This is a genomic window from Pseudomonas sp. SMN5 (genome assembly GCF_052041925.1).
GTDB lineage: Bacteria > Pseudomonadota > Gammaproteobacteria > Pseudomonadales > Pseudomonadaceae > Aquipseudomonas.
This window is the reverse complement of record NZ_JBKGGX010000017.1, coordinates 57,544-81,398: the sequence shown is the minus strand read 5'-3', so window position 1 is coordinate 81,398 and position 23,855 is coordinate 57,544. Positions and strand designations below refer to the sequence as shown.

Here is a 23,855-nt window from a genome sequence, read left to right as displayed (position 1 = left end):
CTTCGCACCCCAGCGGGAGCAAGCTCCCTCGCCACGGGTTGGGCGGCGCCTGCCGTGCTTATTCCCATAAACCATAACCACCACACTTTGCGTGATATGGCCTGGCAAGGTTTGCCGGTATGATAGGCGCCCCCGCAGCCCGGATTGCGAATACGCCATGACTTTGCAGTACCCCACCATCGCCGATTGCGTCGGCAACACTCCGCTGGTTCGTTTGCAGCGCTTGCCCGGCAAGACCAGCAACACGCTTTTGCTCAAGCTCGAAGGAAACAACCCGGCGGGTTCGGTCAAGGACCGACCGGCGTTGTCGATGATCACCCGTGCCGAACTGCGTGGGCAGATCCAGCCGGGCGATACGCTGATCGAGGCGACCTCCGGTAACACCGGTATTGCCCTGGCCATGGCGGCGGCGATCAAGGGCTACAAGATGATCCTGATCATGCCCGACAACTCCAGCGCCGAACGCAAGGCCGCCATGACCGCCTACGGTGCCGAGTTGATCCTGGTGACCCAGGAGCAAGGCATGGAAGGCGCCCGGGATCTGGCCGAGCGCATGCAGGCCGAAGGCCGTGGCAAGGTGCTGGACCAGTTCGCCAACGGCGACAATCCAGAAGCCCACTACACCACCACGGGCCCCGAGATCTGGCGCCAGACGGGCGGCACCATCACTCATTTCGTCAGCTCGATGGGCACCACCGGCACCATCATGGGCACTTCGCGCTATCTGAAAGAACAGAGCCCGGACGTGCAGATCATCGGCCTGCAGCCGATGGAAGGCGCGGCCATCCCCGGCATCCGTCGCTGGCCCGAAGAGTATCTGCCGAAGATCTACCAGGCCGATCGCGTGGACCGCATCATCGACATGGCCCAGCACGAGGCCGAGGACGTGACTCGTCGGTTGGCCCGCGAAGAAGGCATCTTCTGTGGTGTGTCTTCGGGCGGCGCCGTGGCGGGAATGCTGCGCCTGTCGAAGGAAATTGAGAACGCGGTGATCGTCGCGATCATCTGCGACCGCGGCGACCGTTACCTGTCGACCGGCATTTTCGACGCGCCCAACTGATGGCCAGGCAAGACAGAGGCCTGCGTTTCCAGCCCAGTGGCGGAAGCCGGGCCCCACAAGTGCCCACCGGTAAGAAGCAACGTTTGACCATCGAGCGCCTGGCGAACGACGGGCGCGGCATCGGCTTTGTCGACGGACGCACCTGGTTTGTCATCGGTGCCCTGGCGGGCGAAGAAGTTGAAGCGCGGGTGCTGGGTGCCCATGGCAAAGTGGTCGAAGCCCGTACCGAGCGAGTGTTCCTGCCCAGTGCGTTGCGTCGTCCGGCGCCGTGCGTCCACGCCGGTCGTTGCGGTGGTTGCAGCGTCCAGCATTTGCCCCACGCCGAACAACTTGCCCTGAAACAGCGCATGCTCGCCGAGCAGTTGTCGCGGGTCGCCGGGGTGGAACCGCAGGAGTGGGCCGCGCCGTTGAGCGGACCGGAGCTGGGTTATCGGCGTCGTGCCCGCGTGGCGGTGCGCTGGGACCAGAAGGCGAAACAACTCGACGTCGGATTCCGCGCCGTCGGCAGCCAGGACATCGTGGCTATTGGTGATTGCCCGGTGCTGGTACAGCCTTTACAGCCGATCATGAGTGGCCTGCCGGACATGCTCCGGCGCCTGAGCAAACCCCAGGCGCTGGGGCATGTGGAATTGTTCGCGGGTTCCTCCCTGGCGTTGTTGCTGCGGCATATGGCGCCGCTGTCGGAAGCCGACCTTACGATCCTCAAGGACTTTTGCGCGCTGCATCAGGCCCAGCTGTGGCTGCATGGCGAGGGCGAGCCGCAACCGGTCGATCCAGAGCAGATCCTGGGCTATCGCCTGGACACCTGGCATCTGGAGCTGGCTTACCGGCCGGGGGATTTCGTCCAGGTGAACGCCGGCGTCAACGAGGCGATGATTGCCCAGGCGCTGCAATGGCTCGCCCCGAAACCCGAGGAGCGGGTGCTGGATCTGTTCTGCGGCCTGGGCAACTTCGCTCTGCCGTTGGCCAGGCAGGTGCGCCAGGTGGTGGCCGTCGAGGGCGTGCAGACCATGGTCGACCGTGCGGCGGCCAACGCGCTCAGCAACAATTTGCATAACACTGCCTTTTTTCAGGCCGATTTATCCCAGCCTCTGGCAGGGGCCGAATGGATCGGCGAAGGCTTTTCTGCGGTACTCTTGGACCCACCCCGTGACGGTGCTTTCGAGGTGGTGCGCAAGCTGGCGTCCCTGGGCGCCGGACGGTTGGTTTATGTATCGTGCAACCCGGCAACTTTGGCCCGGGATACGGTCGAATTGATCAAGCAGGGCTACCGGTTAAAACGTGCCGGGATTCTCGATATGTTTCCTCAGACGGCGCATGTCGAGGCCATGGCGTTATTTGAAGCGAGCCAGGATGGCTTGTCCGACTGATCCGTTCGTGCAAACCCGCTTCAGTCCTGCGCGGGAGCACGGGCAGCGAAGGTCAGCGATGTTGACGCATTGAATCTGCGTCGTAGGGAAGGTAAGTAAAGATGGTACAGGTGAGAGCACACCAGCCGATCAACACCGACGGCAGTATCAATCTCGAGGCTTGGCTCGATCACGCGGTCAGTATCGACATGGCACTGGATCGCGAAGCCTTGAAGGCCGCCTGCGAGTTCGCTCGCGAGGCGGAGCAGCAGCACAACGCGGCGAAGAACCTGTGGTCCGAAGGCACCTCGAGTTTCCAGACGGGCCTGGAAATTGCCGAGATCCTTGCCGACCTCAAGCTCGACCAGGATTCGCTGGTGGCCGCCGTGCTTTATCGTGGCGTGCGCGAAGGCCAGATCCAGCTCCCGGTGGTCAGCCAGCGTTTTGGCGCGGTGGTCGCCAAGCTGATCGACGGCGTGCTGCGCATGGCCGCCATCAGCGCCAGTCTCAGCCCGCGCCATTCCATGGTGCTGGGCACCCAGGGCCAGGTGGAAAACCTGCGCAAGATGCTGGTGGCGATGGTCGACGACGTGCGCGTCGCGTTGATCAAGCTCGCCGAACGTACCTGCGCGATCCGTGCCGTCAAAGCCGCCGATGACGAAAAGCGCAATCGTGTCGCCCGGGAAGTGTTCGACATCTATGCGCCCCTGGCCCACCGCCTCGGCATCGGACATATCAAGTGGGAGCTGGAAGACCTGTCCTTCCGCTACCTGGAGCCGGAGCAGTACAAGCAGATCGCCAAGCTGCTGCACGAGCGGCGACTGGACCGCGAGCGCTTCATCACCGACGTGATGACCCAACTGCGCGAAGAGCTGCAAGCCACCGGTGTGGAAGCCGACATCAGCGGCCGGGCCAAGCACATCTACTCGATCTGGCGCAAAATGCAGCGCAAGGGCCTGGAGTTCAGCCAGATCTACGACGTTCGCGCGGTTCGCGTGCTGGTTCCGGAAATGCGCGACTGCTACACCGCGCTCGGGATCGTCCATACCTTGTGGCGGCACATTCCCAAGGAATTCGACGACTACATCGCCAACCCTAAGGAAAACGGCTATCGCTCGCTGCATACCGCGGTGATCGGCCCCGAGGGTAAGGTGCTGGAAGTGCAGATCCGCACCCACGCCATGCACGAGGAAGCCGAGCTGGGCGTATGCGCCCACTGGAAATACAAGGGCACCGACGTCAAGTCCAGCTCCAATCATTACGAAGAGAAAATCTCCTGGTTGCGCCAGGTGCTCGAATGGCATGAGGAGCTGGGCGACATCGGTGGCCTGGCGGAGCAGTTGCGGGTCGATATCGAGCCGGACCGGGTCTACATTTTCACCCCCGACGGTCACGCCATCGACCTGCCCAAGGGCGCGACGCCGCTGGACTTCGCCTACCGGGTCCACACCGAGATCGGCCACAACTGCCGTGGCGCCAAGATCAACGGGCGGATCGTGCCGCTCAACTACAGCCTGCAGACCGGTGAACAGGTCGAGATCATCACCAGCAAGCACGGCACGCCGAGCCGCGACTGGCTGAACCCGAACCTGGGCTACATCACCACCTCGCGGGCGCGGGCGAAAATCGTCCACTGGTTCAAGTTGCAGGCCCGCGACCAGAACGTCGCAGCCGGCAAGACCCTGATCGAGCGCGAACTCAGTCGCCTGGGCCTGCCGCAAGTGGATTTCGACAAGCTGGCCGAAAAGGCCAACATGAAAACCGCCGAAGACATGTTCGCCGCCCTCGGGGCCGGCGACCTGCGCCTGGCACAACTGGTCAACCTGGCCCAGCAACTGGTGGAGCCGGAACGCGGCAACGAGCAACTGGAGCTGATCCCACGCAAGGCCACCGGCTACAAGCCCGGCAAGCGCGGCGATATCCAGATCCAGGGCGTGGGCAACCTGATGACCCAGATGGCGGGCTGCTGCCAGCCACTGCCGGGGGATGCGATCGTTGGCTACATCACCCAGGGGCGTGGCGTGAGTATCCACCGCCAGGACTGCGCCTCGGTGTTGCAACTGGCCGGTCGTGAACCAGAGCGGATCATCCAGGTCAGTTGGGGCCCGGTGCCGGTGCTCACCTACCCGGTGGACATCGTCATCCGCGCCTACGACCGTTCCGGCCTGCTGCGGGACGTGTCCCAGGTGCTGCTCAACGAGCGGATCAACGTGCTGGCGGTCAACACCCGCTCGAACAAGGAAGACAACACTGCGCTGATGTCCCTCACCATCGAAATTCCGGGGCTGGATGCACTGGGACGGTTGCTGGGGCGGATTTCCCAGTTGCCGAACATCATCGAGACCCGGCGTAATCGGACGCCGGGGTGAGCGGGCACTGTTAAACACAGTCCGGTGTGGGAGCGAGCCTGCTCGCGATGGCGTCGGCTCAGTCGCACCACTGTCGACTGACCCACCGCTATCGCGAGCAGGCTCGCTCCCACAGGGATTCATGTCATGAGATGGATTGATGTACAGCCTCGAAGACCTGCTCCACCTGATGAACCGCCTGCGCGACCCGCAGTACGGCTGCCCGTGGGACATCAAGCAAACCTACGCAACCATCGTCCCCCATACCCTGGAAGAGGCCTACGAAGTGGCCGACGCCATCGAGCGCGGTGATTTCGATCACTTGCAGGGCGAGTTGGGCGATCTATTGTTCCAGGTGGTGTATTACAGCCAGCTGGCCCGGGAAGAAAACCGCTTCGAATTTGCCGGCGTGGTCGACAGCATCACTCGCAAGCTGATCCGCCGGCATCCCCATGTGTTTCCTACCGGTGATCTGTATGCGCCCATGGACCTGCCGCGCTTGAGCGAAGAACAGGTCAAGCAGCGTTGGGAAGAGATCAAGGCAGAAGAGCGTGCCGAGAAAGCCTCGGTGCCTGAGCAATTGTCGTTGCTCGACGATGTGCCGGCTGCGTTGCCGGCGCTGTCGCGCTCGGCGAAATTGCAGAAGCGTGCCGCCCAGGTCGGTTTCGATTGGCCCGGTCCGTTGCCGGTGCTCGACAAGGTCCGGGAAGAGCTGGACGAAGTGCTTGAAGCCATGGCCGATAATGATTCTGCGGCCATCAGCGACGAGATCGGTGACCTGCTGTTCAGCGTGGTTAATCTGGCTCGCCACCTCAAAGTGGACCCGGAAACGGCCTTGCGCGGCGCCAACGGCAAGTTCGAGCGACGATTCCGATTTATCGAACAGGCATTGCGCGACACCCACCGTCCCATGGAAGATTGCACCCTCGAAGAATTGGACGCCTTGTGGGGCGAAGCCAAACGTCAGGAAAAGAATTTGCCCAGCTGTGGCTGAGGCCGTTGCCTAAGTGAGTAAGCACCATGAGCCTTTCCCTTCGCGACCAGTTGCTCAAAGCAGGGCTGGTCAACCAAAAGCAGGCCAAGCAGGTCGGCAAAGAGAAACAGAAGCAGCAGCGCCTGGCCCACAAAGGCCAGATCGAACTCGATGACTCCCAGCAGCGTGCCGCCCAGGAAGCCATGGCCGAGAAGGTCAAGCGCGACCAGGAACTCAACCGGCAGCAGCAGGAAAAGGCCGAGCAGAAGGCCCGTGCCGCACAGATCAAGCAACTGATCGAAGTCTCGCGCCTGCCGAAGCTGACCACCGAGGACTACTACAACTTCGTCGACGACAAGAAGGTCAAACGCCTCTCGGTCAATGCCCTGATGCGCAACAAGCTGAGCAGCGGCTCGTTGGCGATCGTCCACCATGCCGGCGGCTATGAAGTGATCCCGCGCGAGGCGGCCCTGAAGATCCAGGAACGCGACCCCAAGCGCATCGTCCAGCTCAATACCCAGACCGAAGAAGTGGATGCCGACGATCCGTACGCGGCGTATCAGATTCCGGATGATTTGATGTGGTAAATCCGGCAGCTTGAAACAAACTGTGGCGAGGGAGCTTGCTCCCGCTTGAGTGCGAAGCACTCACCCAAAAAGGGCTGCTACGCAGCCCAGCGGGAGCAAGCTCCCTCGCCACGGGTTTGCGCATCGTTCAGGATTCTACTGCCTCACCCGAGCGCTGCCGTTCCTGGCACTCCAGCTCGTCTCTATAGCGGTTCGCCTCCGTCTCGGAGTGAAACATCCCCACCAGCAGATCCTGCTGACGCACATCCCAGATCCGGATCCCGGCGGCAATGGCTTCGTGGGACATGTGGGCGTCGTCGCGTTCATTTACTTTCACTGTCATCTTGCTAACTCCAATCTCGGTCATCTGCAGCAAGGCGTGTGCAGGACTTTGTTATAGATTTGAATAGCTGGCTAAGTAAATGCTCCGGTTTGTTAAGAAGCTTTCATGAAAACCGCCACAATCCCGCAGGCCAGGCAGGGCGCGGCGTTTGGTCGCAGGTGGGAATTTATGAAAAAGGTTTCATGTCGCTGACGCCAAGTCGCGGCCCGGTACTGCCTTGTGGGAGCGAGCCCGTTCGGGAAAAGGTCACGGCCGCCGACAAATGTTCGGCGAGACAAGGCAGATTCACGCTGTTGCGAACCGACAGGCGCGATGAACTGCGCACCTCCGAAAAAACACGTAGACCTGTCAACTCTGACAGTTACCTCATTCTACAAAACCATGTTTACTTCTATCAGTGCAGAACGACCAGACGCGTTTGGGTGATGGCTGACAGCGTTTGTTAAGTTTCCAGCTAAACAGACATGGTTGGGTGGCGATCAGAGGGTCATATGATGAACTTTTCAAGGATACTGTTTATTGCATTTATGGTTGTAGCCGGCTGTGCAGATACATCTTCACCGATGCAGGCAGATATGCCAAAGGGGTATATAAGATTTTCCGAGAAGCCAGATGGCGGAGGCGATGGTTGTACTCTCCCTACTAATGTAACTACTTACTACAATATGCAATACCATGGGTGTAAAAATGATCAGATGACCTACATTCAACTTGATAACGTACCTTCTGCCACACAGATACGTTTCGACTCTGAAAAATGCGATACAGATACGGATCGTTGGTACTTTAAGATAAAAACTATTGTTCATCCAACTACAACTCGTTGGATTGATTTACATGAGTTTGCTAGTGCCGCAGAGGGTTCAATTGTAGTGAAGGGGGTTGTACTGCTTGAGAAAAAAACTAATACCAGTGAACCAATCAAAGGGAAGTTAAGTTGTGTTCGTACGTGGCCTTCTGCGTTGCCGTAATTATATGTTGCGGAATTATGCTCGTTCCCAGCCGGGTATGAGGAGCTTGAAAGCCGTGTATTAAAAAGCCCCGAATTGACGGGGCTTCATGTTATCGGTGTATATCAGCTGCCTTTCACAGCCTTCCCGTTGACCGTACCGTCCTGGAGCATGATGTTGTACTCCTTGCCGTCGGTCTCGACCTGTTGCAGGCGCACCAGCAGGTAGTCCCAGTCCTTGGCGAACCAGAGCACGGTGATGCGTTTGCTTTGTGTCGGATCGCGCACGCGCTCGACCTTGATCGCGTCGATCTGGCCGGCCTTGGTCTCGACTTTTTCCGAACCCAGCACGCGGAAGTCGTAGGTGTCGACTTCACCATCGTCGACCACCTGATAACTCATGCTTTTCTTGCCGGCCGCTACGTCGTGCTGCAGGGCCAGTTGATAGGTGGACTTGTCGACCATGCCACGGTTGAGCGGCAGCTTGACCGCGTCGCCGCGATCGGTGCCGGTGACCATCTTGGCGTTCCAGTCGAAGTCCAGGTCGGCCTTCTTGGCCTTGCCCAGGCCGCCGCGCTCGAAGTGGTAGGACTGGGGCAGCAAGGTGTCCTTGTCCAGGGTCAGGGTGCTTTCTTCGGTCAGGCTGGCGATCATCATCGACGCCTTGAAGCTGAGCTTCCAGGTGCCGTTGGCCTCCTTGGTCAGGCTGCGCTCGGCGGTGCCGCTCATCGGCAGCTGTTTCCAGTCGGCGGTGTAGCTGGCGGAGAACGGTTGAAGTTCCGAAGCCTGTGCCAGGGGCAGGGCAAGCAGAGCGCAAGCGAAGAGCAGGGCGCGACGCATAATATCTCCTAGTGTCGAATCAAGTGGCCGCTGGCCGGCAATAACTGGCCGTCCAGTGAGGCTCCGCGGTCGTCGAGGGTCAGCCGTCCTTCGGCAAACCAACGCACGGCCATCGGGTAGATCTGGTGCTCGCGGGCGTGAACCCGTTGCGCCAGGCTTTGCGGCGTGTCGTGCAACTCTACCGGTATTACCGCCTGTACGACCAGTGGCCCGCCATCGAGTTCCTCGGTGACAAAGTGTACGGAGCAGCCGTGCTCCGTGTCGCCGGCTTCCAACGCCCGCTGATGAGTGTGTAACCCTTTGTATTTGGGCAGCAGCGAGGGATGGATATTGAACAGGCGGCCCTGATAATGACGCACGAAGCCGGCGCTGAGGATGCGCATGAAGCCAGCCAGCACGACCAGCTGTGGATTGAAGGTATCGATCTGTTCGATCAACGCGGCGTCGAAGGCTTCGCGGCCCTCGAACGCCTTGTGATCCAGGACGCGGGTGTCGATCCCCGCCTCCTGGGCGCGTTGCAGGCCGTAGGCGTCGGCGCGGTTGGAGATCACCGCGCGGATGCGGACCGGGCTGTCGCCGGTCCGCGTGCTGTCGATCAGGGCCTGCAAGTTACTGCCGGTGCCGGACAGCAGCACCACGACATCACAGGTTGCGGACATCAGTGTGCCTTAAGGTTTTTCAGCTCGACCTGGGCAGCGCCTTCAGCGGCGGTGGCGATCTGGCCGATGACCCATGGCTGCTCGCCGGCTTCACGCAACACGTTCAGGGCGGTCTCGACGTGCTCCTGGGCCACGCAGATCACCATGCCCACGCCGCAGTTCAACACGCGGTGCATTTCTGTCTCGTCGACGTTGCCTTTCTCTTGCAGCCAGTCGAACACCGCCGGGCGGGTCCAGCTCGCCACGTCGACCACCGCCTGGGCGCCTTTTGGCAGCACGCGCGGGATGTTGTCCAGCAGGCCGCCACCGGTGATATGAGCCATGGCCTTGACGGCGCCAGTGTCCTTGATCAGCTTGAGCAGTGGCTTGACGTAGATGCGGGTCGGAGCCATCAGCAGGTCGGTCAGCGGCTTGCCGTCGAGCTGGGTGTTCTCGATGTCGGCGCCGGAGACTTCGATGATCTTGCGGATCAACGAGTAGCCGTTGGAGTGCGGGCCGGAAGACGGCAGGGCGAGCAGGGCATCGCCGGCGGCGACTTTCGAGCCGTCGATGATCTCGGCTTTTTCCACCACGCCGACGCAGAAACCGGCCAGGTCGTAGTCTTCGCCTTCGTACATGCCGGGCATTTCAGCGGTTTCGCCGCCCACCAGGGAGCAACCCGAAAGTTCACAGCCGGCACCGATGCCGGTCACGACCTGGGCGGCGGTGTCGACGTTCAATTTGCCGGTGGCGTAGTAATCGAGGAAAAACAGGGGCTCGGCGCCGCAGACCACCAGGTCGTTCACGCACATCGCAACCAGGTCGATGCCGATGCTGTCGTGCTTGTTCAGGTTCAATGCCAGGCGCAGCTTGGTGCCGACGCCGTCGGTGCCCGAGACCAGCACCGGTTGCTTGTAGCCGGCCGGGATCTCGCAGAGGGCGCCGAAACCGCCCAGGCCGCCCATGACTTCCGGACGCGCAGTGCGCTTGGCGACGCTCTTGATGCGTTCGACCAATGCTTCACCGGCGTCGATGTCTACACCGGCGTCCTTGTAGCTCAGGGAGGGTTGCTTGCTCATGATCCAGGCCTTTAGGGGGGAATTTCTGGGTAACGACCGACCGCCCGGACCATTGAATAACCGTTGTACGAGTCATTCCGATTGCCCAGCGATTGCCGGTCTGCGAAGGCGCGCGATTTTATCAGGCTTGAGGGGCAGCGGCCATCCTCGCGCCGACGGGCAGGGACATATCCACGGAAAAAAAACCGATATTTCTTATATTGGTACTGCGCGGCGCGTCTGTATAAGGTGTAGCGGTAAGCGGCGGGGGTGATGACCGTGGGAAACTTGCATCGGGTGGGTGAATGTTTTGCCGGGTGCCGTGGTCACAGCCATGCTCAATCTTCTTCACACGGCCTGTTCCAGCCGTTACGTCCGGGAATCTTCCATGCGTTTGTTCAAATTCTTGTCTGTGGGTTGTCTGTCGCTGATCAGCCTGGCGAGCCAGGCCGAAACCGTCAATGGCCTTTATCAAGTGCTCGAACCGGTCAGCAACCAGACGCCGGAAGAGCGTAACCAGGCGACATTGCGCGCCCTCGATACGCTGGTGCTGCGCCTGACCGGCGACGCCAAGGCTGCCCAGAACCCAGGCCTGGCGGCGATCCGCAAGGACCCGCAACAGATCATTCTGCAATACGGCTACGATGCCGGTCCGCCCGAGAGCCTCAAGGTGGACTTCGACCCGGCGAGCACCGACCGGGCCTTGCGCTCCGCCGGGCTGTCGCTGTGGAGTGCGAACCGACCGTCGATCCTCGGTTGGTGGCTGAACGATTCGGCCGAGGGTTCAAGCCTGGTGGGTGACGGTCAGGCCAGCGCCGCGCCGCTGCGCCGTGCCGCGCAACATCGGGGCTTGGCGTTGCACCTGCCGCTGGCGGATTTGAGCGAGCAGATAGTCGCCACGGCGCCGAACCTGGAAGGCAGCGACCCGGCGCCGCTGCGCGATGCGTCGGAGCGATACGCGGCGGATGCCTTGCTGGCGGTCCATGCCAAGGAAGAAGGCGGTCAGTGGCGCGGGACCTGGCGCCTGTGGCTGGGCGATCAGCGTGAGCAAGGCACGGCCCAGGGCGCCGACGCCGCCGCGCTGGCCGATGCTGTCATGCTGGCGGTGAACCAGCGCCTCGCACCGCGTTTCGTGGCCAAGCCGGGCGTGGCGACTGAACAGTTGCTGCAAGTGCAGGGCATGAACCTTGAGCGCTACGCCGCGCTTGGACGCTTGCTCGAGCCGTTCGGTGGGCAATTGCAATGGGTCGATGGCGACCAGATCGTCTATCGGGTCAATGGCAGCGCCGAACAGCTGAAGGCGCAACTGGCCCTGGCGAAGCTCCAGGAAGTCCCGGCCGGTGAGCCTGTCGCATCCGCGCCGGCGGCCCAGCCTGCCGCCGATGGCTCGACCCCGGTGACGACGCCTGCGCCGGCCCCGGCGGCCAGCTTGCGGTTCCGTTGGTAGTTTTCTTTCTCTCTATAGCTAGGAGTGGTTCATGGGCGATACGCGGCGTTGGTTCTGGTTGGGTGGGGTGGCCCTGCTGATCGCGTTTATCTATCTGCTGCATCCGATCCTTACACCGTTCCTGGTTTCGCTGCTGTTGGCCTATCTGTTCGATCCGGTGGTGGATCGCCTGGAGAAACTCGGCCTGTCACGGACCTGGGGCGTCGTGGCGGTATTTGCGCTGTTCACCTTGATCGTCAGCGCGCTGTTGCTGGTGTTGATACCGATGCTCGCCAAGCAACTGGTGCGCCTGTATGAGCTGGCGCCACAGATGCTCGATTGGTTGCAGCACGTTGCCGTGCCGTGGGTGCAGGCGAAGCTGGGGCTGGCGGACGGTTTCTGGAAATTCGACAAGGTCAAGGCCGCCATCAGCGAGCACATGGGCCAGACCACCGATATCGTCGGCGTGGTCTTGAGCCAGGCCACGGCCTCGAGCCTGGCGCTGATTGGCTGGCTGGCGAACCTGGTATTGATTCCGGTGGTGGCGTTCTATCTGTTGCGGGACTGGGACCTGATGATGGCCAAGATCCGCAGCCTGCTGCCGCGTCATCGTGAAGCACACATCATGAGTCTGACCGGTGAGTGCCACGAGGTGTTGGGGGCATTCGTGCGCGGGCAATTGCTGGTGATGGTGGCGCTGGGCTTCATTTATGCCGCCGGGCTGATGCTGGTGGGGCTGGAGCTGGGGCTGCTGATCGGCATGATCGCCGGGCTGGCGGCCATCGTGCCGTACATGGGCTTTGTAATCGGGATTGGCGCGGCGTTGATTGCCGGGTTGTTCCAGTTCGGTGGCGACCTGTACCCCATGATTGGCATCGTTGCGGTGTTCATGGTGGGCCAGGCGCTGGAAGGCATGGTGCTGACGCCGTTGCTGGTGGGCGACCGGATCGGCCTGCATCCTGTGGCGGTGATCTTCGCGATCCTCGCGGGCGGCGAGTTGTTCGGCTTCACCGGGATCCTGCTGGCGCTGCCGGTGGCGGCGGTGATCATGGTGCTGGTGCGGCACATGCACGATCTGTACAAGGATTCGGACATCTACAGCGGCACCGAAGACCCCGAGCTGTAGCGGGAACGCCAGGAAAACCGTCGCTCGCCCGGGTTGTCGCTGCAAACCTTTGATTTTGCTTGGGGTCCGGTGCATTGTGCGGTCCGCGTCACGGGTATAGACTTTGCCAACTTCACACAGAGGTCACTCACGGCTCCCCACAGCCGTTCAGCCAGCATGAAACCGATTCAGCTGCCCCTAGGTGTGCGTCTGCGTGATGACGCCACCTTTATCAACTACTACCCAGGCGCCAATGCCGCAGCACTCGGCTATGTCGAGCGGCTCTGCGAAGCCGACGCCGGTTGGACCGAAAGTCTGATCTACCTGTGGGGCAAGCACGGGGTAGGGCGCACGCATCTGTTGCAGGCCGCTTGCCTGCGGTTCGAGCAGATGGGCGAACCGGCGGTATACCTGCCGCTGGCCGAGTTGCTGGATCGCGGGGTGGAAATCCTCGACAACCTGGAGCAGTACGAACTGGTCTGCCTGGACGATCTCCAGGCTGTTGCCGGCAAGGCTGACTGGGAAGAGGCGCTGTTCCATCTGTTCAATCGCTTGCGCGACAGCGGTCGGCGCCTGCTGATCGCCGCCTCGACGTCGCCACGGGAGCTGCCGATCAAACTGGCGGATCTCAAGTCTCGCCTCACCCTGGCGCTGATTTTCCAGATGCGCCCGCTGTCCGATGAAGACAAACTCCGGGCATTGCAGTTGCGCGCGTCTCGGCGTGGACTGCACCTGACCGATGAGGTCGGGCATTTCATTCTGACCCGAGGCACCCGCAGCATGAGCGCGCTGTTCGAATTGCTCGAACGTCTCGACCAGGCTTCCCTCCAGGCTCAGCGCAAGCTGACTATTCCCTTTTTGAAAGAAACCCTGGGCTGGTGAAAGCTTGTTGGGGCCCGCTTTTTGTGGCGAGGGAGCTTGCTCCCGCTTGAGTGCGAAGCGCTCACAGAAAAGGGTCTGCTGCGCAGCCCAGCGGGAGCAAGCTCCCTCGCCACAGTGGGTTGCAGGCCACGTGGCATTCAAAATGAGCTTAAGCGCTTAGATGAAAACGCAAATCCGGAAAGTCACATTTTCATCGATTGAATTTGCAAATGAGGTTGATAGAGGGCATAGTCTCGCCATCTTTACTACTCAGCCACGGTCGTGCCCATGCTAAATCGCTTCGCACCCCTCGTGCCTCTCGCACTCGTTACCCTGTTGTTCGGTTGCGCTGCCCACTCTCCAGTGTCCCAGCAAGTACAACAACCACAGGTTCAGAACACCGTTACCGCCCAGTCTTCCTCCGTGTCCTTCCAGGAAGAAATGGCCGACGACAAAGAGCTGGCAGCGTTCGCCGGCAACAAGCCTTACCAGCTTCCGGTGCTGGCCGACAGCATCCTGGAACGTGGCATGTCTTTGATCGGCACCCGTTACCGCTTTGGCGGCACCTCTGAAGCCGGCTTCGATTGCAGCGGTTTCATCGGCTACCTGTTCCGCGAAGAGGCCGGCATGAGCCTGCCTCGGTCGACGCGGGAAATGATCAACGTGAACGCCCCATTGGTAGCACGCAATCAACTGGAACCCGGTGACCTGCTGTTCTTCAGCACCAGCGGCCGTCGCGGGCGCGTCAGTCACGCCGGCATCTACCTGGGCGACAACCAGTTCATCCATTCCAGCAGCCGCCGCAGCGGTGGCGTGCGAATCGATAGCCTGGGTGACAGCTACTGGAGCAAGACCTTCATCGAAGCCAAGCGCGCCCTCGCCATGGCACCGACCGTGGTCACCGCTCGTAAGTAAGCGCACAGTTTGTAAGGCAAACTTAAAGTCTTACTTGAAGTTTGCCTTATAGCCGCTAGAATCCTTGATCATTGATTGATGGCAATCCGCCTGCGTATTTCGCGGGCGGATCTGTTTTCATGCCCACGGCAGAAAAAGCCGCATCCAGATCAGGATTGTTCTGCATATGTCGACGTCGGCCCGCTTCGCCCTCATGTGTCTCGCAGCGCTGCTCAGCGCTTGCGCCAGTCGCACACCACCGCCCGCACCGGTACGGGCCCCCGTGGTCTTTGCACCCTCGCAGCCCTTTTCCCCAGCGGCTGAAGATGTGCTTTTTCGAGCGCTTGGCCTGGTCGGGACGCCTTATCGCTGGGGCGGTAACACGCCGGATTCAGGTTTTGATTGCAGTGGCCTGATCGGCTACGTCTACCGCGATGCCGCCGGTATTTCCCTGCCGCGCTCCACGCGCGAGATGATCAGTATGCGTGCGCCAGATGTTGGCCAGGACGCCTTGCAGACTGGTGATCTGATTTTCTTCGCTACCAATGGCGGCTCCCAGGTCAGTCATGCCGGGATTTATGTGGGGGAGGGGCGCTTTGTCCATGCACCGGCTACCGGCGGCACGGTCAAGCTCGACAGCCTGTCCAAGGCCTATTGGCAGAAGGCCTATCTGAGCGCCAAGCGGGTGCTGCAGCCGGAGCATCTGGCGCGTAATCCCTGACGACTGACCTCGTCACGGCCGGATGGATTTTGTGGCGAGGGAGCTTGCTCCCGTTCGGTTGCATAGCAACCGTCAAGAACCGGGGCCGCTGCGCAGCCCAGCGGGAGCAAGCTCCCTCGCCACGGGATTATTTCAAAGACCGATTACTTACCCGATACCCGCCAAATCTTGTTCCCCACATCATCTGCCACCAACAGCCCACCCTGCTTATCGATCACTACACCCACCGGCCGGCCCTGGGCTTTTTCGTCTGCGTTGAGGAACCCGGTCAGCACATCCACTGGTTGGCCAGCCGGCTTGCCGCCGTTGAACGGTACGAAAATCACTTTATAACCACTGTGAGGCTTACGGTTCCAGGAGCCATGCTGCCCGATGAAGGCGCCTTCAGTGAACGGCGCGGGTAGGCTGCTGCCTTCGGCAAAGGTCAGGCCCAGCGAGGCGGTGTGAGGGCCAACGGCATAATCCGGGGCGATGGCCTTGGCGACCATTGCCGGGTTCTGCGGCTCGACTCGGACATCGACATTCTGCCCGTAATAGCTGTAGGGCCAGCCATAGAAGGCGCCGTCCTTGACCGATGTAATGTAGTCGGGCACCAGGTCGCTGCCGATCTCATCCCGCTCGTTCACGGCGGTCCACAGCGCGCCGCTGCGCGGTTCCCAGGCCAGGCCGTTGGGGTTGCGCAGCCCCGAGGCGAAAATACGGTGCTGGCCGCTGGCGCGATCGACCTCCCAGATCGCCGCACGCCCTTCTTCGGCCTCCATGCCATTTTCCGCGACGTTGCTGTTCGAACCGGTGGTGACGTACAGCTTGCTGCCGTCCCGGCTGGCGATCACGTTCTTGGTCCAGTGATGGTTGAGGGTGCCGCCAGGCAGATCGACAACCTTGGTCGGCTCTGCCTTGATCTGCGTGTCGCCTTCCTTGTAGGGAAAGCGGATCAGTCGGTCGGTGTCGGCAACGTACAGATCGTTGCCTACCAGGGTCATGCCGAACGGCGAGTTCAGGTTCTCAAGGAACACCGTGCGGGTTTCAGCAATGCCGTCGTGATCGCTGTCGCGCAGCAGTGTAATGCGGTTGGGGCTGGGTACGCCGGCGCCGGCGCGGCCCATGACTTTCTTCATCACCCAGCCGCGGATGCCCTTGGCGTCGTCCGGCTTGGGTGGTGCGTTGGTCTCGGCCACCAGCACATCGCCGTTGGGCAGCACGTAGAGCCAGCGCGGATGGTCCAGGCCTTCGGCGAAAGCGGCTACTTGCAGGCCCTGGGCCGGAGTTGGCTTGGCGCCTTGGGGCCAGCCGACGGCTTCGGCGATGTTGACGGTAGGAATCAGGGTCTTGTTCGGCTCCGGCAGTTTCGGCGTCGGGCCGGTGCCGTCGGAAACCTGCAGGGTCGACGACTCGCCACAGGCGACGAGCCCGGCGGCGAGGGCGACGATCAGGAGATGAGGTGGCTTGAACATGCTGGCTTCCCTATGAATGCACGTGGTTATTCATAGAGAAGCGTAGACCCGGGATGGTTCAACCTGTGGCCATCCCGGAACCTTGTGGGTGGCGTCAGCCGTGGGCCTGCTTGAACAGCACGGCGATGCCTGGGTGATAGTGGCCGCTCTCGTTGCGCAACTTGCGGTAGGCATAGGGGAAATACCAGGCCACGGCGCAGGTGTTTTCCTTCTGCAAGTCGTCGAGCATGTCTTGCAACTCTTCTGGCGTGGCGCTCTGTTGGGCTTTTTGCGGCGCGACGAACAGGCAGCCCAGCTTCAGATCGCTGGCATAGCTGATGCGCTTGGCGTCACTGGCGGCTTCCGACAGCGGCTGGGTCAGGTTCAGGTTGCTGACCTTGGGCCAGCGCTGGGTGGCCTGGATGAAGGCGCGCTCTTCGGTGCTGGCGATGAACAGATCGGCGCTGACGTTGCGTTCGCCTTCTTCGTTCTGCTTGCGGGTCGGGGCGTTTTGCAGGGTGACCATCTCGGCCATCCACGCCGCAGCGGAAAGCAGGCCGAGGTTGGCGCGCTCATCGAACCAGTAAGGGGTGTCATTATCGCCACGCACTGCGTTGTAGCGGTCGATACAGTCGAACCAACGCTCCAGCATCGGACGCAGGAACTCCAGTTTCGGATTGCTGATGATCATGCCTTGCATGCCAGTTGCCCTCTTATTCTTGTGATATCGGGTCGTAATGTCTCTTTGATATCACTTGCCGTAGCCTGACACAAGATTGGCGCCACTTTATTGATCCGGGCCAATGTCCGGCGGCGGCTTTAATTGACGCTCCACCCCCAACCCTCTAACCTTCGCGGCTTGTTTCAGGTGCTTTGTGATCCCGATCGACAAAGTGAAACAGGGAAGCCGGTGAGTGCAGACAAACCCGGCGCTGCCCCCGCAACGGTAAATGAGTCAAGGTTGCCCACAAGCCACTGTGTCCAAGGACATGGGAAGGCGCGTAACCCGGCATACGCCGCTCATGAGCCCGGAGACCGGCCTGATCCATCCAACGGCATCACGGTGGGCGATGCCAGGCGCCTTGCCGTCGTTTTTTTGCCTGCCCGCCGTTTCAATCCCAACGGAGAGCTCCCCATGACCGATACGCCTGATCGCGACGAACGCCACCTGGCGCGCATGCTGCGCAAGAAAGCCGTGATCGACGAGCGCATCGCCAACGCCCCGAATGAATGCGGCCTGTTGCTGGTGCTGACCGGCAACGGCAAGGGCAAGAGCAGCTCGGCATTTGGCATGTTGGCGCGGGCCATGGGCCACGGTATGCAATGCGGTGTTGTGCAGTTCATCAAGGGCCGCAACAGTACCGGTGAAGAATTGTTTTTCCGCCGCTTCCCGGAGCAGGTGCGTTTTCATGTGATGGGCGAAGGCTTCACCTGGGAAACCCAGGACCGCCAGCGTGACATCGCCGCCGCCGAAGCGGCCTGGGCCGTCTCGCGGCAATTGCTCAGTGATCCGGCCACCGGCCTGGTGGTGCTTGATGAGCTGAACATCGCCCTCAAGCACGGGTACCTCGATCTTGATCAAGTCCTCAGCGATCTGCAGGCGCGTCCGCCGATGCAGCATGTGGTCGTGACCGGGCGCGGCGCCAAGCCTGAGATGATCGAGCTGGCCGACACCGTGACCGAAATGGGCATGATCAAGCACGCCTTCCAGGCCGGTATCAAGGCGCAGAAAGGCGTCGAACTGTGAGCGATGCCGTCATGACCCGCCGCCTTTGTCCGGCGGTGTTGATCGCCGCCCCTGCCTCGGGGCAGGGCAAGACCACTGTCACCGCCGCGTTGGCCCGATTGCATCGCAACCAGGGGCGCAAGGTACGTGTGTTCAAATGCGGCCCGGATTTTCTCGACCCGATGATCCTGGAGCGTGCCAGCGGCGCGCCGGTCTATCAGTTGGACATGTGGATGGTCGGCGAACAGGAAAGTCGCCGGCTGCTGTGGGAAGCCGCCGCCGATGCCGACCTGATCCTGATCGAAGGGGTGATGGGGTTGTTCGACGGCACGCCGTCCAGCGCCGATCTGGCGCGGCACTTCGGCGTGCCGGTGCTGGCGGTGATCGACGGCACGGCCATGGCCCAGACCTTCGGCGCCCTGGCCTTGGGCCTGGCGCGATATCAACCGGACCTGCCGTTCGCCGGAGTCCTGGCCAATCGGGTCGGCACCCTGCGCCACGCGCAATTGCTCGAAGGCAGCCTGACCGAAGGCCTGCGCTGGTACGGTGCGCTGTCGCGGGAAACCGGCATAGAATTGCCCAGCCGCCACCTCGGCCTGGTCCAGGCCAGCGAATTGAACGACCTGGACCTGCGCCTCGATGCTGCCGCCGATGCCTTGGCCGCCAGTTGTGAGGTCGCGTTGCCGCCCGCCGTCGAATTCGCGGCCCCTGAGGTGATCCAACCCGAGCCGTTGCTCGACGGTGTACGCATCGCCGTTGCCCGCGACGAGGCGTTTGCCTTCACCTACGGCGCCAGTCTCGATCTGCTGCGGGCCATGGGCGCGCAATTGCACTTCTTTTCGCCGATCCATGACACCGAACTGCCCGAGGCCGATAGTCTTTACCTGCCTGGCGGTTACCCCGAGCTGCATCACGTTGCGTTGGCCGAAAATGCGCCGATGCTGGCGGCGATCCGGGCTCACCATGCAGCCGGCAAGCCGTTGCTCGCCGAGTGTGGCGGCATGCTGTACCTGCTGGACTCATTGACCGACGTCGAAGGGACCCGTGCTGAACTGCTGGGTTTGCTGGCCGGTGAGGCGCAGATGCAAAAACGCCTGGCGGCCTTGGCGCTGCAATCGGTGGAACTGCCGGAAGGCACCCTGCGCGGGCACACTTATCATCATTCGTTGACCAGCACGGAGCTTGAGCCGATTGCCCGTGGGCACAGTCCCAACGGGGGACGCGGCGCAGAGGCGGTGTTTCGGGAGGGGCGGATGACGGCCTCCTATGTGCATTTTTACTTTCCTTCGAATCCGCGGGCGATTGCCGCGCTGTTTGCGCCAGACCTTGAGACCGCTATCGCGAGCAGGCTCGTTCCCACAGGGAACGGTGCACCTCAGACCAATGGAGAACCGCAAACTCAGGGTGAACAGCAGCCCAATGTGGGAGCGAGCCTGCTCGCGATGCGGCCATGACAGACACCGCCTTCTCCCAGGCCGAACGCGACGCCATCTACCGCGCCATCGCCGAGCGCCGCGACATGCGGCATTTCAGCGGCGGCACGGTCGAGCCGGCCCTGCTGCGCCGTCTGCTGGAAGCCGCGCACCAGGCGCCGAGCGTGGGCCTGATGCAACCGTGGCGCTTCATCCGCATCAGCGACCGCGCCCTGCGTGGCCAGATCCGCCAACTGGTGGAGCAAGAACGCATTCGTACCGCCGATGCCCTGGGCGAGCGCAGTGATGAATTCATGAAACTCAAGGTCGAAGGCATCAACGATTGCGCCGAAGTGCTGGTGGCGGCGTTGATGGACGACCGCGAGCGGCACATCTTCGGCCGGCGGACCCTGCCGGAAATGGACCTCGCCTCACTGTCCTGCGCGATCCAGAACCTATGGCTGGCCTCCCGTGCCGAAGGGCTGGGGATGGGCTGGGTGTCGCTGTTCGAGCCCCAGGCCCTGGCCGATCTGCTGGGCTTGCCCGCCGGCGCCAAGCCCCTGGCAATCCTGTGCCTGGGCCCGGTCGAAGGCTTCTACCCGGCGCCGATGCTCGCCTTGGAAGGCTGGGCGCAACCGCGTCCATTGCATGAACTGCTGTATGAAAACCGTTGGGGAGTCAGCCCATGAGTGTCGCCTTGCTCAGTGCCGCCGCAGTGGCGCTGGATGCGCTGCTGGGCGAGCCCCGGCGCTGGCATCCGCTGGTGGCATTCGGTGGCTTTGCCGATCGCATCGAACAACGTTTCAATGCCTGCGGACGCGGCTGGCGCAGCCATGGGGTGACTGCGTGGTTCATCGCCGTGGTGCCGTTGACCTTGCTGGCGACTGCCTTGTCCTGGGCGCCGATGGTGGGCTGGCTGGTGGAAATCCTTGCGCTGTATTGCGCTCTCGGCCTGCGCAGCCTGGGTGAGCATGTCGAACCCGTCGCCAGGGCGCTGCGCAGCGGCGATCTGAACGAGGCGCGCAAGCGGGTGGGCTATCTGGTCAGCCGCGAGACTGCCGAGCTGGACGAAACGGCGGTGGCCCGGGCCGCCACCGAGTCGGTGCTGGAAAATGGCAGCGATGCGGTGTTCGCCGCGCTGTTCTGGTTCGCCGTGGCGGGCGCGCCCGGCGTGGTGCTGTACCGCCTGAGCAACACCCTCGACGCGATGTGGGGCTATCGCAACGAACGCTTCGAGCGCTTCGGTTGGGCGGCGGCGAAGATCGATGACCTGCTTAACTATATTCCGGCGCGCCTCGTGGCATTGACCTACGCACTGCTGGGAAAAACCCGACTGGCCTTGAAGTGCTGGCGTAGCCAAGGCCCGACTTGGGACAGCCCGAACGCCGGGCCGGTCATGGCTGCCGGTGCCGGTGCGCTGGCTGTCGAGTTGGGCGGGGCGGCGGTTTATCACGGCGAACTGCACCAGCGTCCGCCGTTGGGCGAAGGCGTACCGGCAAGTGCCGATTCCATCGATCGTGGCTGGCAACTGGTGCAGCGCGGGGTATGGTTGTGGCTGCTGATCCTTTGCCTGGGAGCTGAGTTTTATGCTTGAGCACGGTGGCCGCTTGCGCAACGCAGCCTTGCAATACGCAATCGCTGAAGCCGACTGGCTCGACTTGTCCAGCGGCCTGGCGCCGTGGCCGTTCGACGTCCCGACGATTCCCCAGCGGGCCTGGGCGCGCCTGCCGGAAACCGATGACGGCCTGGAACAGGCCGCCTGCGATTACTACGGTGCATCCCAGGTGCTGCCGGTGGCCGGTTCGCAGATGGCGATCCAACTGTTGCCGCGTCTGCGGCGGGCCGGCAAGGTCGGCGTGCTGTCGCCGTGCTACGCCGAACACGCCGAAGCCTGGCGGCGCAGTGGTTACATCGTGCGCGAAGTGCTGGAAGCCGAAGTGGATTTCTTTCTCGACAACCTCGACGTGCTGGTGGTGGTCAACCCGAACAACCCCACGGGGCTGAGCCTGGACCCCGAGCGTCTGCTCGATTGGCATGCGCGCCTGGCCCAGCGCGGTGGTTGGTTGGTGGTGGATGAAGCCTTCATGGATGTCACGCCGCACCTGAGCCTGGCCGCCCAGGCCCATCAGGTCGGGCTGATTGTGTTGCGCTCGTTCGGCAAGTTTTTTGGCCTGGCCGGGGTGCGCCTGGGGTTTGTCCTGGCCGAGCGGCATTTGCTGCGGTTGCTTGCCGAACAGGTCGGGCCATGGGCCGTCAGCGGGCCGACCCGGGTGCTCGGCCAGGCTTGCCTGCTGGACACTGCCGCCCATGCCCGCCAGCGTCAACGGTGCGAAGAAACCAGCCAGCGTCTTTCGCGGCTATTGGAGCGCCACGGCTTCAAGCCCCACGGCGGTTGCGCACTGTTCCAATGGTTGGTCACCGAACGTGCTCACGAGCTTCACGATTTCATGGCCCGTCGCGGCATCCTGCTGCGGCTGTTTGCGAACAACAGCAGTCTGCGTTTCGGGCTGCCGGCCGATGACGCCCAATTCCAGCGTCTGGACCAAGCATTCGACGCCTACGCCAAGGACCACCCATGACCACTGTGATGGTGCAAGGCACCACCTCCGATGCCGGCAAAAGTACCCTGGTGACGGCGCTGTGCCGCTGGGTCCGGCGCCAGGGCGTCGGCGTAGTGCCGTTCAAACCGCAGAACATGGCCCTCAACAGTGCGGTAACGGCCGACGGTGGCGAGATCGGCCGTGCCCAGGCGGTGCAGGCCCAGGCCGCCGGGCTCGAACCTCACACTGACATGAACCCGGTGTTGCTCAAGCCCAACAGTGACACCGGCGCCCAGGTGATCATCCATGGCCGCGCCGTCACCACCATGAACGCCGTGGCCTATCACGATTACAAAGCCATCGCCATGCAAGCGGTGCTGGCCTCCCACGCCCGTTTGAGCGCCGCCTATCCGGTGGTGATGGTGGAAGGCGCGGGCTCGCCGGCCGAGATCAACCTGCGCGCTGGCGACATTGCCAACATGGGCTTTGCCGAGGCGGTGGACTGCCCGGTGCTGCTGATCGCCGACATCAATCGCGGCGGGGTGTTCGCCCATCTGGTCGGCACGCTGGAACTGCTGTCGCCCAGCGAGCAGGCGCGAGTCAAGGGCTTCATCATCAACCGCTTTCGCGGTGACATCGCCTTGCTGCAACCAGGCCTCGACTGGCTGGAGTCGCGCACCGGCAAACCGGTGATCGGCGTGTTGCCCTACGTCATGGATCTGCACCTGGAAGCCGAAGATGGCCTCGACCAGCGCCAGACCGACAAGGCCGAACAGGTGCTCAAGGTGGTGGTGCCGGTTTTGCCACGCATCAGCAATCACACCGACTTCGACCCGCTGCGCCTGCACCCCCAGGTCGATCTGCAATTCATCGGCCCCGGCCAGGCCATTCCGCCCGCCGACCTGATCATCCTGCCCGGTTCGAAAAGCGTGCGCAGCGACTTGGCCTATCTGCGCGCCAACGGCTGGGAAAACGCAATCCAACGTCATTTGCGCTATGGCGGAAAATTATTGGGCGTCTGCGGCGGTCTGCAGATGCTCGGCCAGCACGTCCACGACCCGTTGGGCCTTGAAGGTTCGGCGGGCTCCAGTGCCGGCCTGGGTTTGCTGGGCTTTGAAACGACGCTGGAGTGCGAGAAGCAACTGCGCAATGTGCGAGGACGGCTGACTCTGGAAGACGCCGAGGTCAGCGGCTATGAGATCCACGCGGGCGTGACCACAGGCCCAGCCTTGGAAAACCCAGCGGTGCGGTTGGACGATGGCCGTTGTGATGGCGCCCAGAGCCTAGACGGGCAGATTTTCGGCACCTACCTGCATGGATTGTTCGAATCGCCCGCGGCCTGCAGCGCGTTGTTGCGCTGGGCGGGGTTGCAGGAGGTGCAAACGGTGGATTACCACGGATTGCGCGAGCGGGACATCGAGCGGTTGGCGGATCTGGTGGAGCAGCATTTGGATGTTGGGGTCTTGCGTGAGCTTTGTGATATCTAGGTTGACTGTGCTGGCCCTATCGCGAGCAGGCTCGCTTCCACTGGGATCGCTGGTGAGCATGAATTTCAGATACACCCTGAGCCCATGTGGGAGCGAGCCTGCTCGCGATGAGGCCGGCAGCAACAC

Annotated in this window: 23 protein-coding genes and 1 riboswitch; of the genes, 17 read left to right on the top strand and 6 right to left on the bottom strand. The window is 62.2% G+C overall.

The window, feature by feature from the left end; genetic code table 11:
* Window positions 1-157: 157 nt before the first annotated feature.
* The 5 genes from cysM to ACLEJR_RS18110 all read left to right on the top strand — a co-directional run bounded on the left by cysM (window position 158) and on the right by ACLEJR_RS18110 (window position 6,317).
* Entirely contained in the window at window positions 158-1,060 is a 903-nt protein-coding gene (gene cysM / locus ACLEJR_RS18130; protein ID WP_440815547.1) for a cysteine synthase CysM, read from the top strand.
* Complete coding sequence (rlmD, locus tag ACLEJR_RS18125; RefSeq protein WP_440815544.1) at window positions 1,060-2,430, top strand: 23S rRNA (uracil(1939)-C(5))-methyltransferase RlmD; 1,371 nt, start codon at window positions 1,060-1,062, stop codon at window positions 2,428-2,430. The genes cysM and rlmD overlap by 1 nt, the downstream gene beginning before the upstream one ends.
* A gap of 101 nt (window positions 2,431-2,531) precedes the next feature.
* A complete protein-coding gene (gene relA / locus ACLEJR_RS18120; protein ID WP_440794871.1) occupies window positions 2,532-4,778 on the top strand; it encodes a GTP diphosphokinase in 2,247 nt (748 codons plus the stop codon).
* A gap of 139 nt (window positions 4,779-4,917) precedes the next feature.
* Window positions 4,918-5,751, top strand: coding sequence for a nucleoside triphosphate pyrophosphohydrolase (mazG, locus tag ACLEJR_RS18115; RefSeq protein ID WP_440815542.1), 834 nt, complete (start codon window positions 4,918-4,920; stop codon window positions 5,749-5,751).
* 26 nt (window positions 5,752-5,777) lie between these two features.
* Window positions 5,778-6,317, top strand: a complete 540-nt coding sequence (locus tag ACLEJR_RS18110; RefSeq protein WP_440794867.1) for a DUF2058 domain-containing protein — start codon at window positions 5,778-5,780, stop codon at window positions 6,315-6,317.
* 127 nt (window positions 6,318-6,444) lie between these two features.
* Here ACLEJR_RS18110 and ACLEJR_RS18105 read toward each other — a convergent pair whose 3' ends face one another.
* On the bottom strand, window positions 6,445-6,639 hold the full coding sequence (locus ACLEJR_RS18105) for a hypothetical protein (RefSeq protein ID WP_440815539.1): 195 nt from the start codon (window positions 6,637-6,639) through the stop codon (window positions 6,445-6,447).
* A 491-nt stretch (window positions 6,640-7,130) separates the two neighbouring features.
* Here ACLEJR_RS18105 and ACLEJR_RS18100 point away from each other — a divergent pair, with 491 nt between their 5' ends.
* Window positions 7,131-7,610, top strand: a complete 480-nt coding sequence (locus tag ACLEJR_RS18100; protein ID WP_440815538.1) for a hypothetical protein — start codon at window positions 7,131-7,133, stop codon at window positions 7,608-7,610.
* A gap of 104 nt (window positions 7,611-7,714) precedes the next feature.
* Here ACLEJR_RS18100 and ACLEJR_RS18095 read toward each other — a convergent pair whose 3' ends face one another.
* From ACLEJR_RS18095 to purM, 3 genes are read right to left on the bottom strand one after another with little or no spacing between them, the layout of a single operon-like run.
* Entirely contained in the window at window positions 7,715-8,428 is a 714-nt protein-coding gene (locus ACLEJR_RS18095) for a DUF3108 domain-containing protein (protein WP_440794862.1), read from the bottom strand.
* An 8-nt stretch (window positions 8,429-8,436) separates the two neighbouring features.
* Window positions 8,437-9,087: a phosphoribosylglycinamide formyltransferase gene (purN, locus tag ACLEJR_RS18090; RefSeq protein WP_440815536.1), complete on the bottom strand. Its 651-nt coding sequence runs from the start codon at window positions 9,085-9,087 to the stop codon at window positions 8,437-8,439.
* Window positions 9,087-10,145 carry a phosphoribosylformylglycinamidine cyclo-ligase gene (purM, locus tag ACLEJR_RS18085; RefSeq protein WP_440794858.1) on the bottom strand — a complete coding sequence of 353 codons (1,059 nt, stop codon included), beginning with the start codon at window positions 10,143-10,145 and terminating at the stop codon, window positions 9,087-9,089. The genes purN and purM overlap by 1 nt, the downstream gene beginning before the upstream one ends.
* 367 nt (window positions 10,146-10,512) lie before the next feature.
* On the opposite strand from purM, the gene ACLEJR_RS18080 reads away from it, so the two are divergent.
* From ACLEJR_RS18080 to ACLEJR_RS18060, 5 genes are all read left to right on the top strand, one after another.
* Window positions 10,513-11,571, top strand: a complete 1,059-nt coding sequence (locus tag ACLEJR_RS18080) for a DUF2066 domain-containing protein (protein ID WP_440815534.1) — start codon at window positions 10,513-10,515, stop codon at window positions 11,569-11,571.
* A gap of 31 nt (window positions 11,572-11,602) precedes the next feature.
* Window positions 11,603-12,676: an AI-2E family transporter gene (locus ACLEJR_RS18075; protein ID WP_440815531.1), complete on the top strand. Its 1,074-nt coding sequence runs from the start codon at window positions 11,603-11,605 to the stop codon at window positions 12,674-12,676.
* Window positions 12,677-12,832: 156 nt separating this feature from the next.
* Window positions 12,833-13,537, top strand: coding sequence for a DnaA regulatory inactivator Hda (gene hda / locus ACLEJR_RS18070; RefSeq protein ID WP_440815529.1), 705 nt, complete (start codon window positions 12,833-12,835; stop codon window positions 13,535-13,537).
* A 267-nt stretch (window positions 13,538-13,804) separates the two neighbouring features.
* Window positions 13,805-14,431 (top strand): C40 family peptidase, encoded by a 627-nt coding sequence (locus ACLEJR_RS18065; RefSeq protein ID WP_440794850.1) that lies wholly within the window; start codon window positions 13,805-13,807, stop codon window positions 14,429-14,431.
* A 166-nt stretch (window positions 14,432-14,597) separates the two neighbouring features.
* Window positions 14,598-15,131, top strand: coding sequence for a C40 family peptidase (locus tag ACLEJR_RS18060; RefSeq protein ID WP_440794848.1), 534 nt, complete (start codon window positions 14,598-14,600; stop codon window positions 15,129-15,131).
* Window positions 15,132-15,274: 143 nt separating this feature from the next.
* Here ACLEJR_RS18060 and ACLEJR_RS18055 read toward each other — a convergent pair whose 3' ends face one another.
* Together ACLEJR_RS18055 and ACLEJR_RS18050 are read right to left on the bottom strand one after the other, a co-directional pair.
* Window positions 15,275-16,585 carry a PQQ-dependent sugar dehydrogenase gene (locus ACLEJR_RS18055; RefSeq protein ID WP_440794846.1) on the bottom strand — a complete coding sequence of 437 codons (1,311 nt, stop codon included), beginning with the start codon at window positions 16,583-16,585 and terminating at the stop codon, window positions 15,275-15,277.
* A 94-nt stretch (window positions 16,586-16,679) separates the two neighbouring features.
* Window positions 16,680-17,264, bottom strand: a complete 585-nt coding sequence (locus ACLEJR_RS18050; RefSeq protein WP_440794844.1) for a hypothetical protein — start codon at window positions 17,262-17,264, stop codon at window positions 16,680-16,682.
* A 149-nt stretch (window positions 17,265-17,413) separates the two neighbouring features.
* Window positions 17,414-17,622, top strand: a riboswitch (cobalamin riboswitch).
* 77 nt (window positions 17,623-17,699) lie between these two features.
* Between ACLEJR_RS18050 and cobO the strand changes: the two genes are divergently transcribed.
* From cobO to ACLEJR_RS18020, 6 genes are read left to right on the top strand one after another with little or no spacing between them, the layout of a single operon-like run.
* Window positions 17,700-18,311, top strand: coding sequence for a cob(I)yrinic acid a,c-diamide adenosyltransferase (cobO, locus tag ACLEJR_RS18045; protein ID WP_440815527.1), 612 nt, complete (start codon window positions 17,700-17,702; stop codon window positions 18,309-18,311).
* 11 nt (window positions 18,312-18,322) lie between these two features.
* Entirely contained in the window at window positions 18,323-19,744 is a 1,422-nt protein-coding gene (locus ACLEJR_RS18040; protein WP_440815587.1) for a cobyrinate a,c-diamide synthase, read from the top strand.
* Window positions 19,741-20,391 (top strand): 5,6-dimethylbenzimidazole synthase, encoded by a 651-nt coding sequence (gene bluB, locus ACLEJR_RS18035; RefSeq protein WP_440815524.1) that lies wholly within the window; start codon window positions 19,741-19,743, stop codon window positions 20,389-20,391. The genes ACLEJR_RS18040 and bluB overlap by 4 nt, the downstream gene beginning before the upstream one ends.
* Window positions 20,388-21,296 carry an adenosylcobinamide-phosphate synthase CbiB gene (gene cbiB / locus ACLEJR_RS18030; protein ID WP_440815521.1) on the top strand — a complete coding sequence of 303 codons (909 nt, stop codon included), beginning with the start codon at window positions 20,388-20,390 and terminating at the stop codon, window positions 21,294-21,296. Before bluB ends, cbiB begins: the two co-directional genes overlap by 4 nt.
* The gene (gene cobD, locus ACLEJR_RS18025) at window positions 21,289-22,281 is read left to right on the top strand and encodes a threonine-phosphate decarboxylase CobD (RefSeq protein ID WP_440815520.1); all 993 of its coding nucleotides are present in this window, start codon (window positions 21,289-21,291) and stop codon (window positions 22,279-22,281) included. The genes cbiB and cobD overlap by 8 nt, the downstream gene beginning before the upstream one ends.
* Complete coding sequence (locus ACLEJR_RS18020; RefSeq protein ID WP_440815518.1) at window positions 22,278-23,729, top strand: cobyric acid synthase; 1,452 nt, start codon at window positions 22,278-22,280, stop codon at window positions 23,727-23,729. Before cobD ends, ACLEJR_RS18020 begins: the two co-directional genes overlap by 4 nt.
* Window positions 23,730-23,855: the final 126 nt, after the last annotated feature.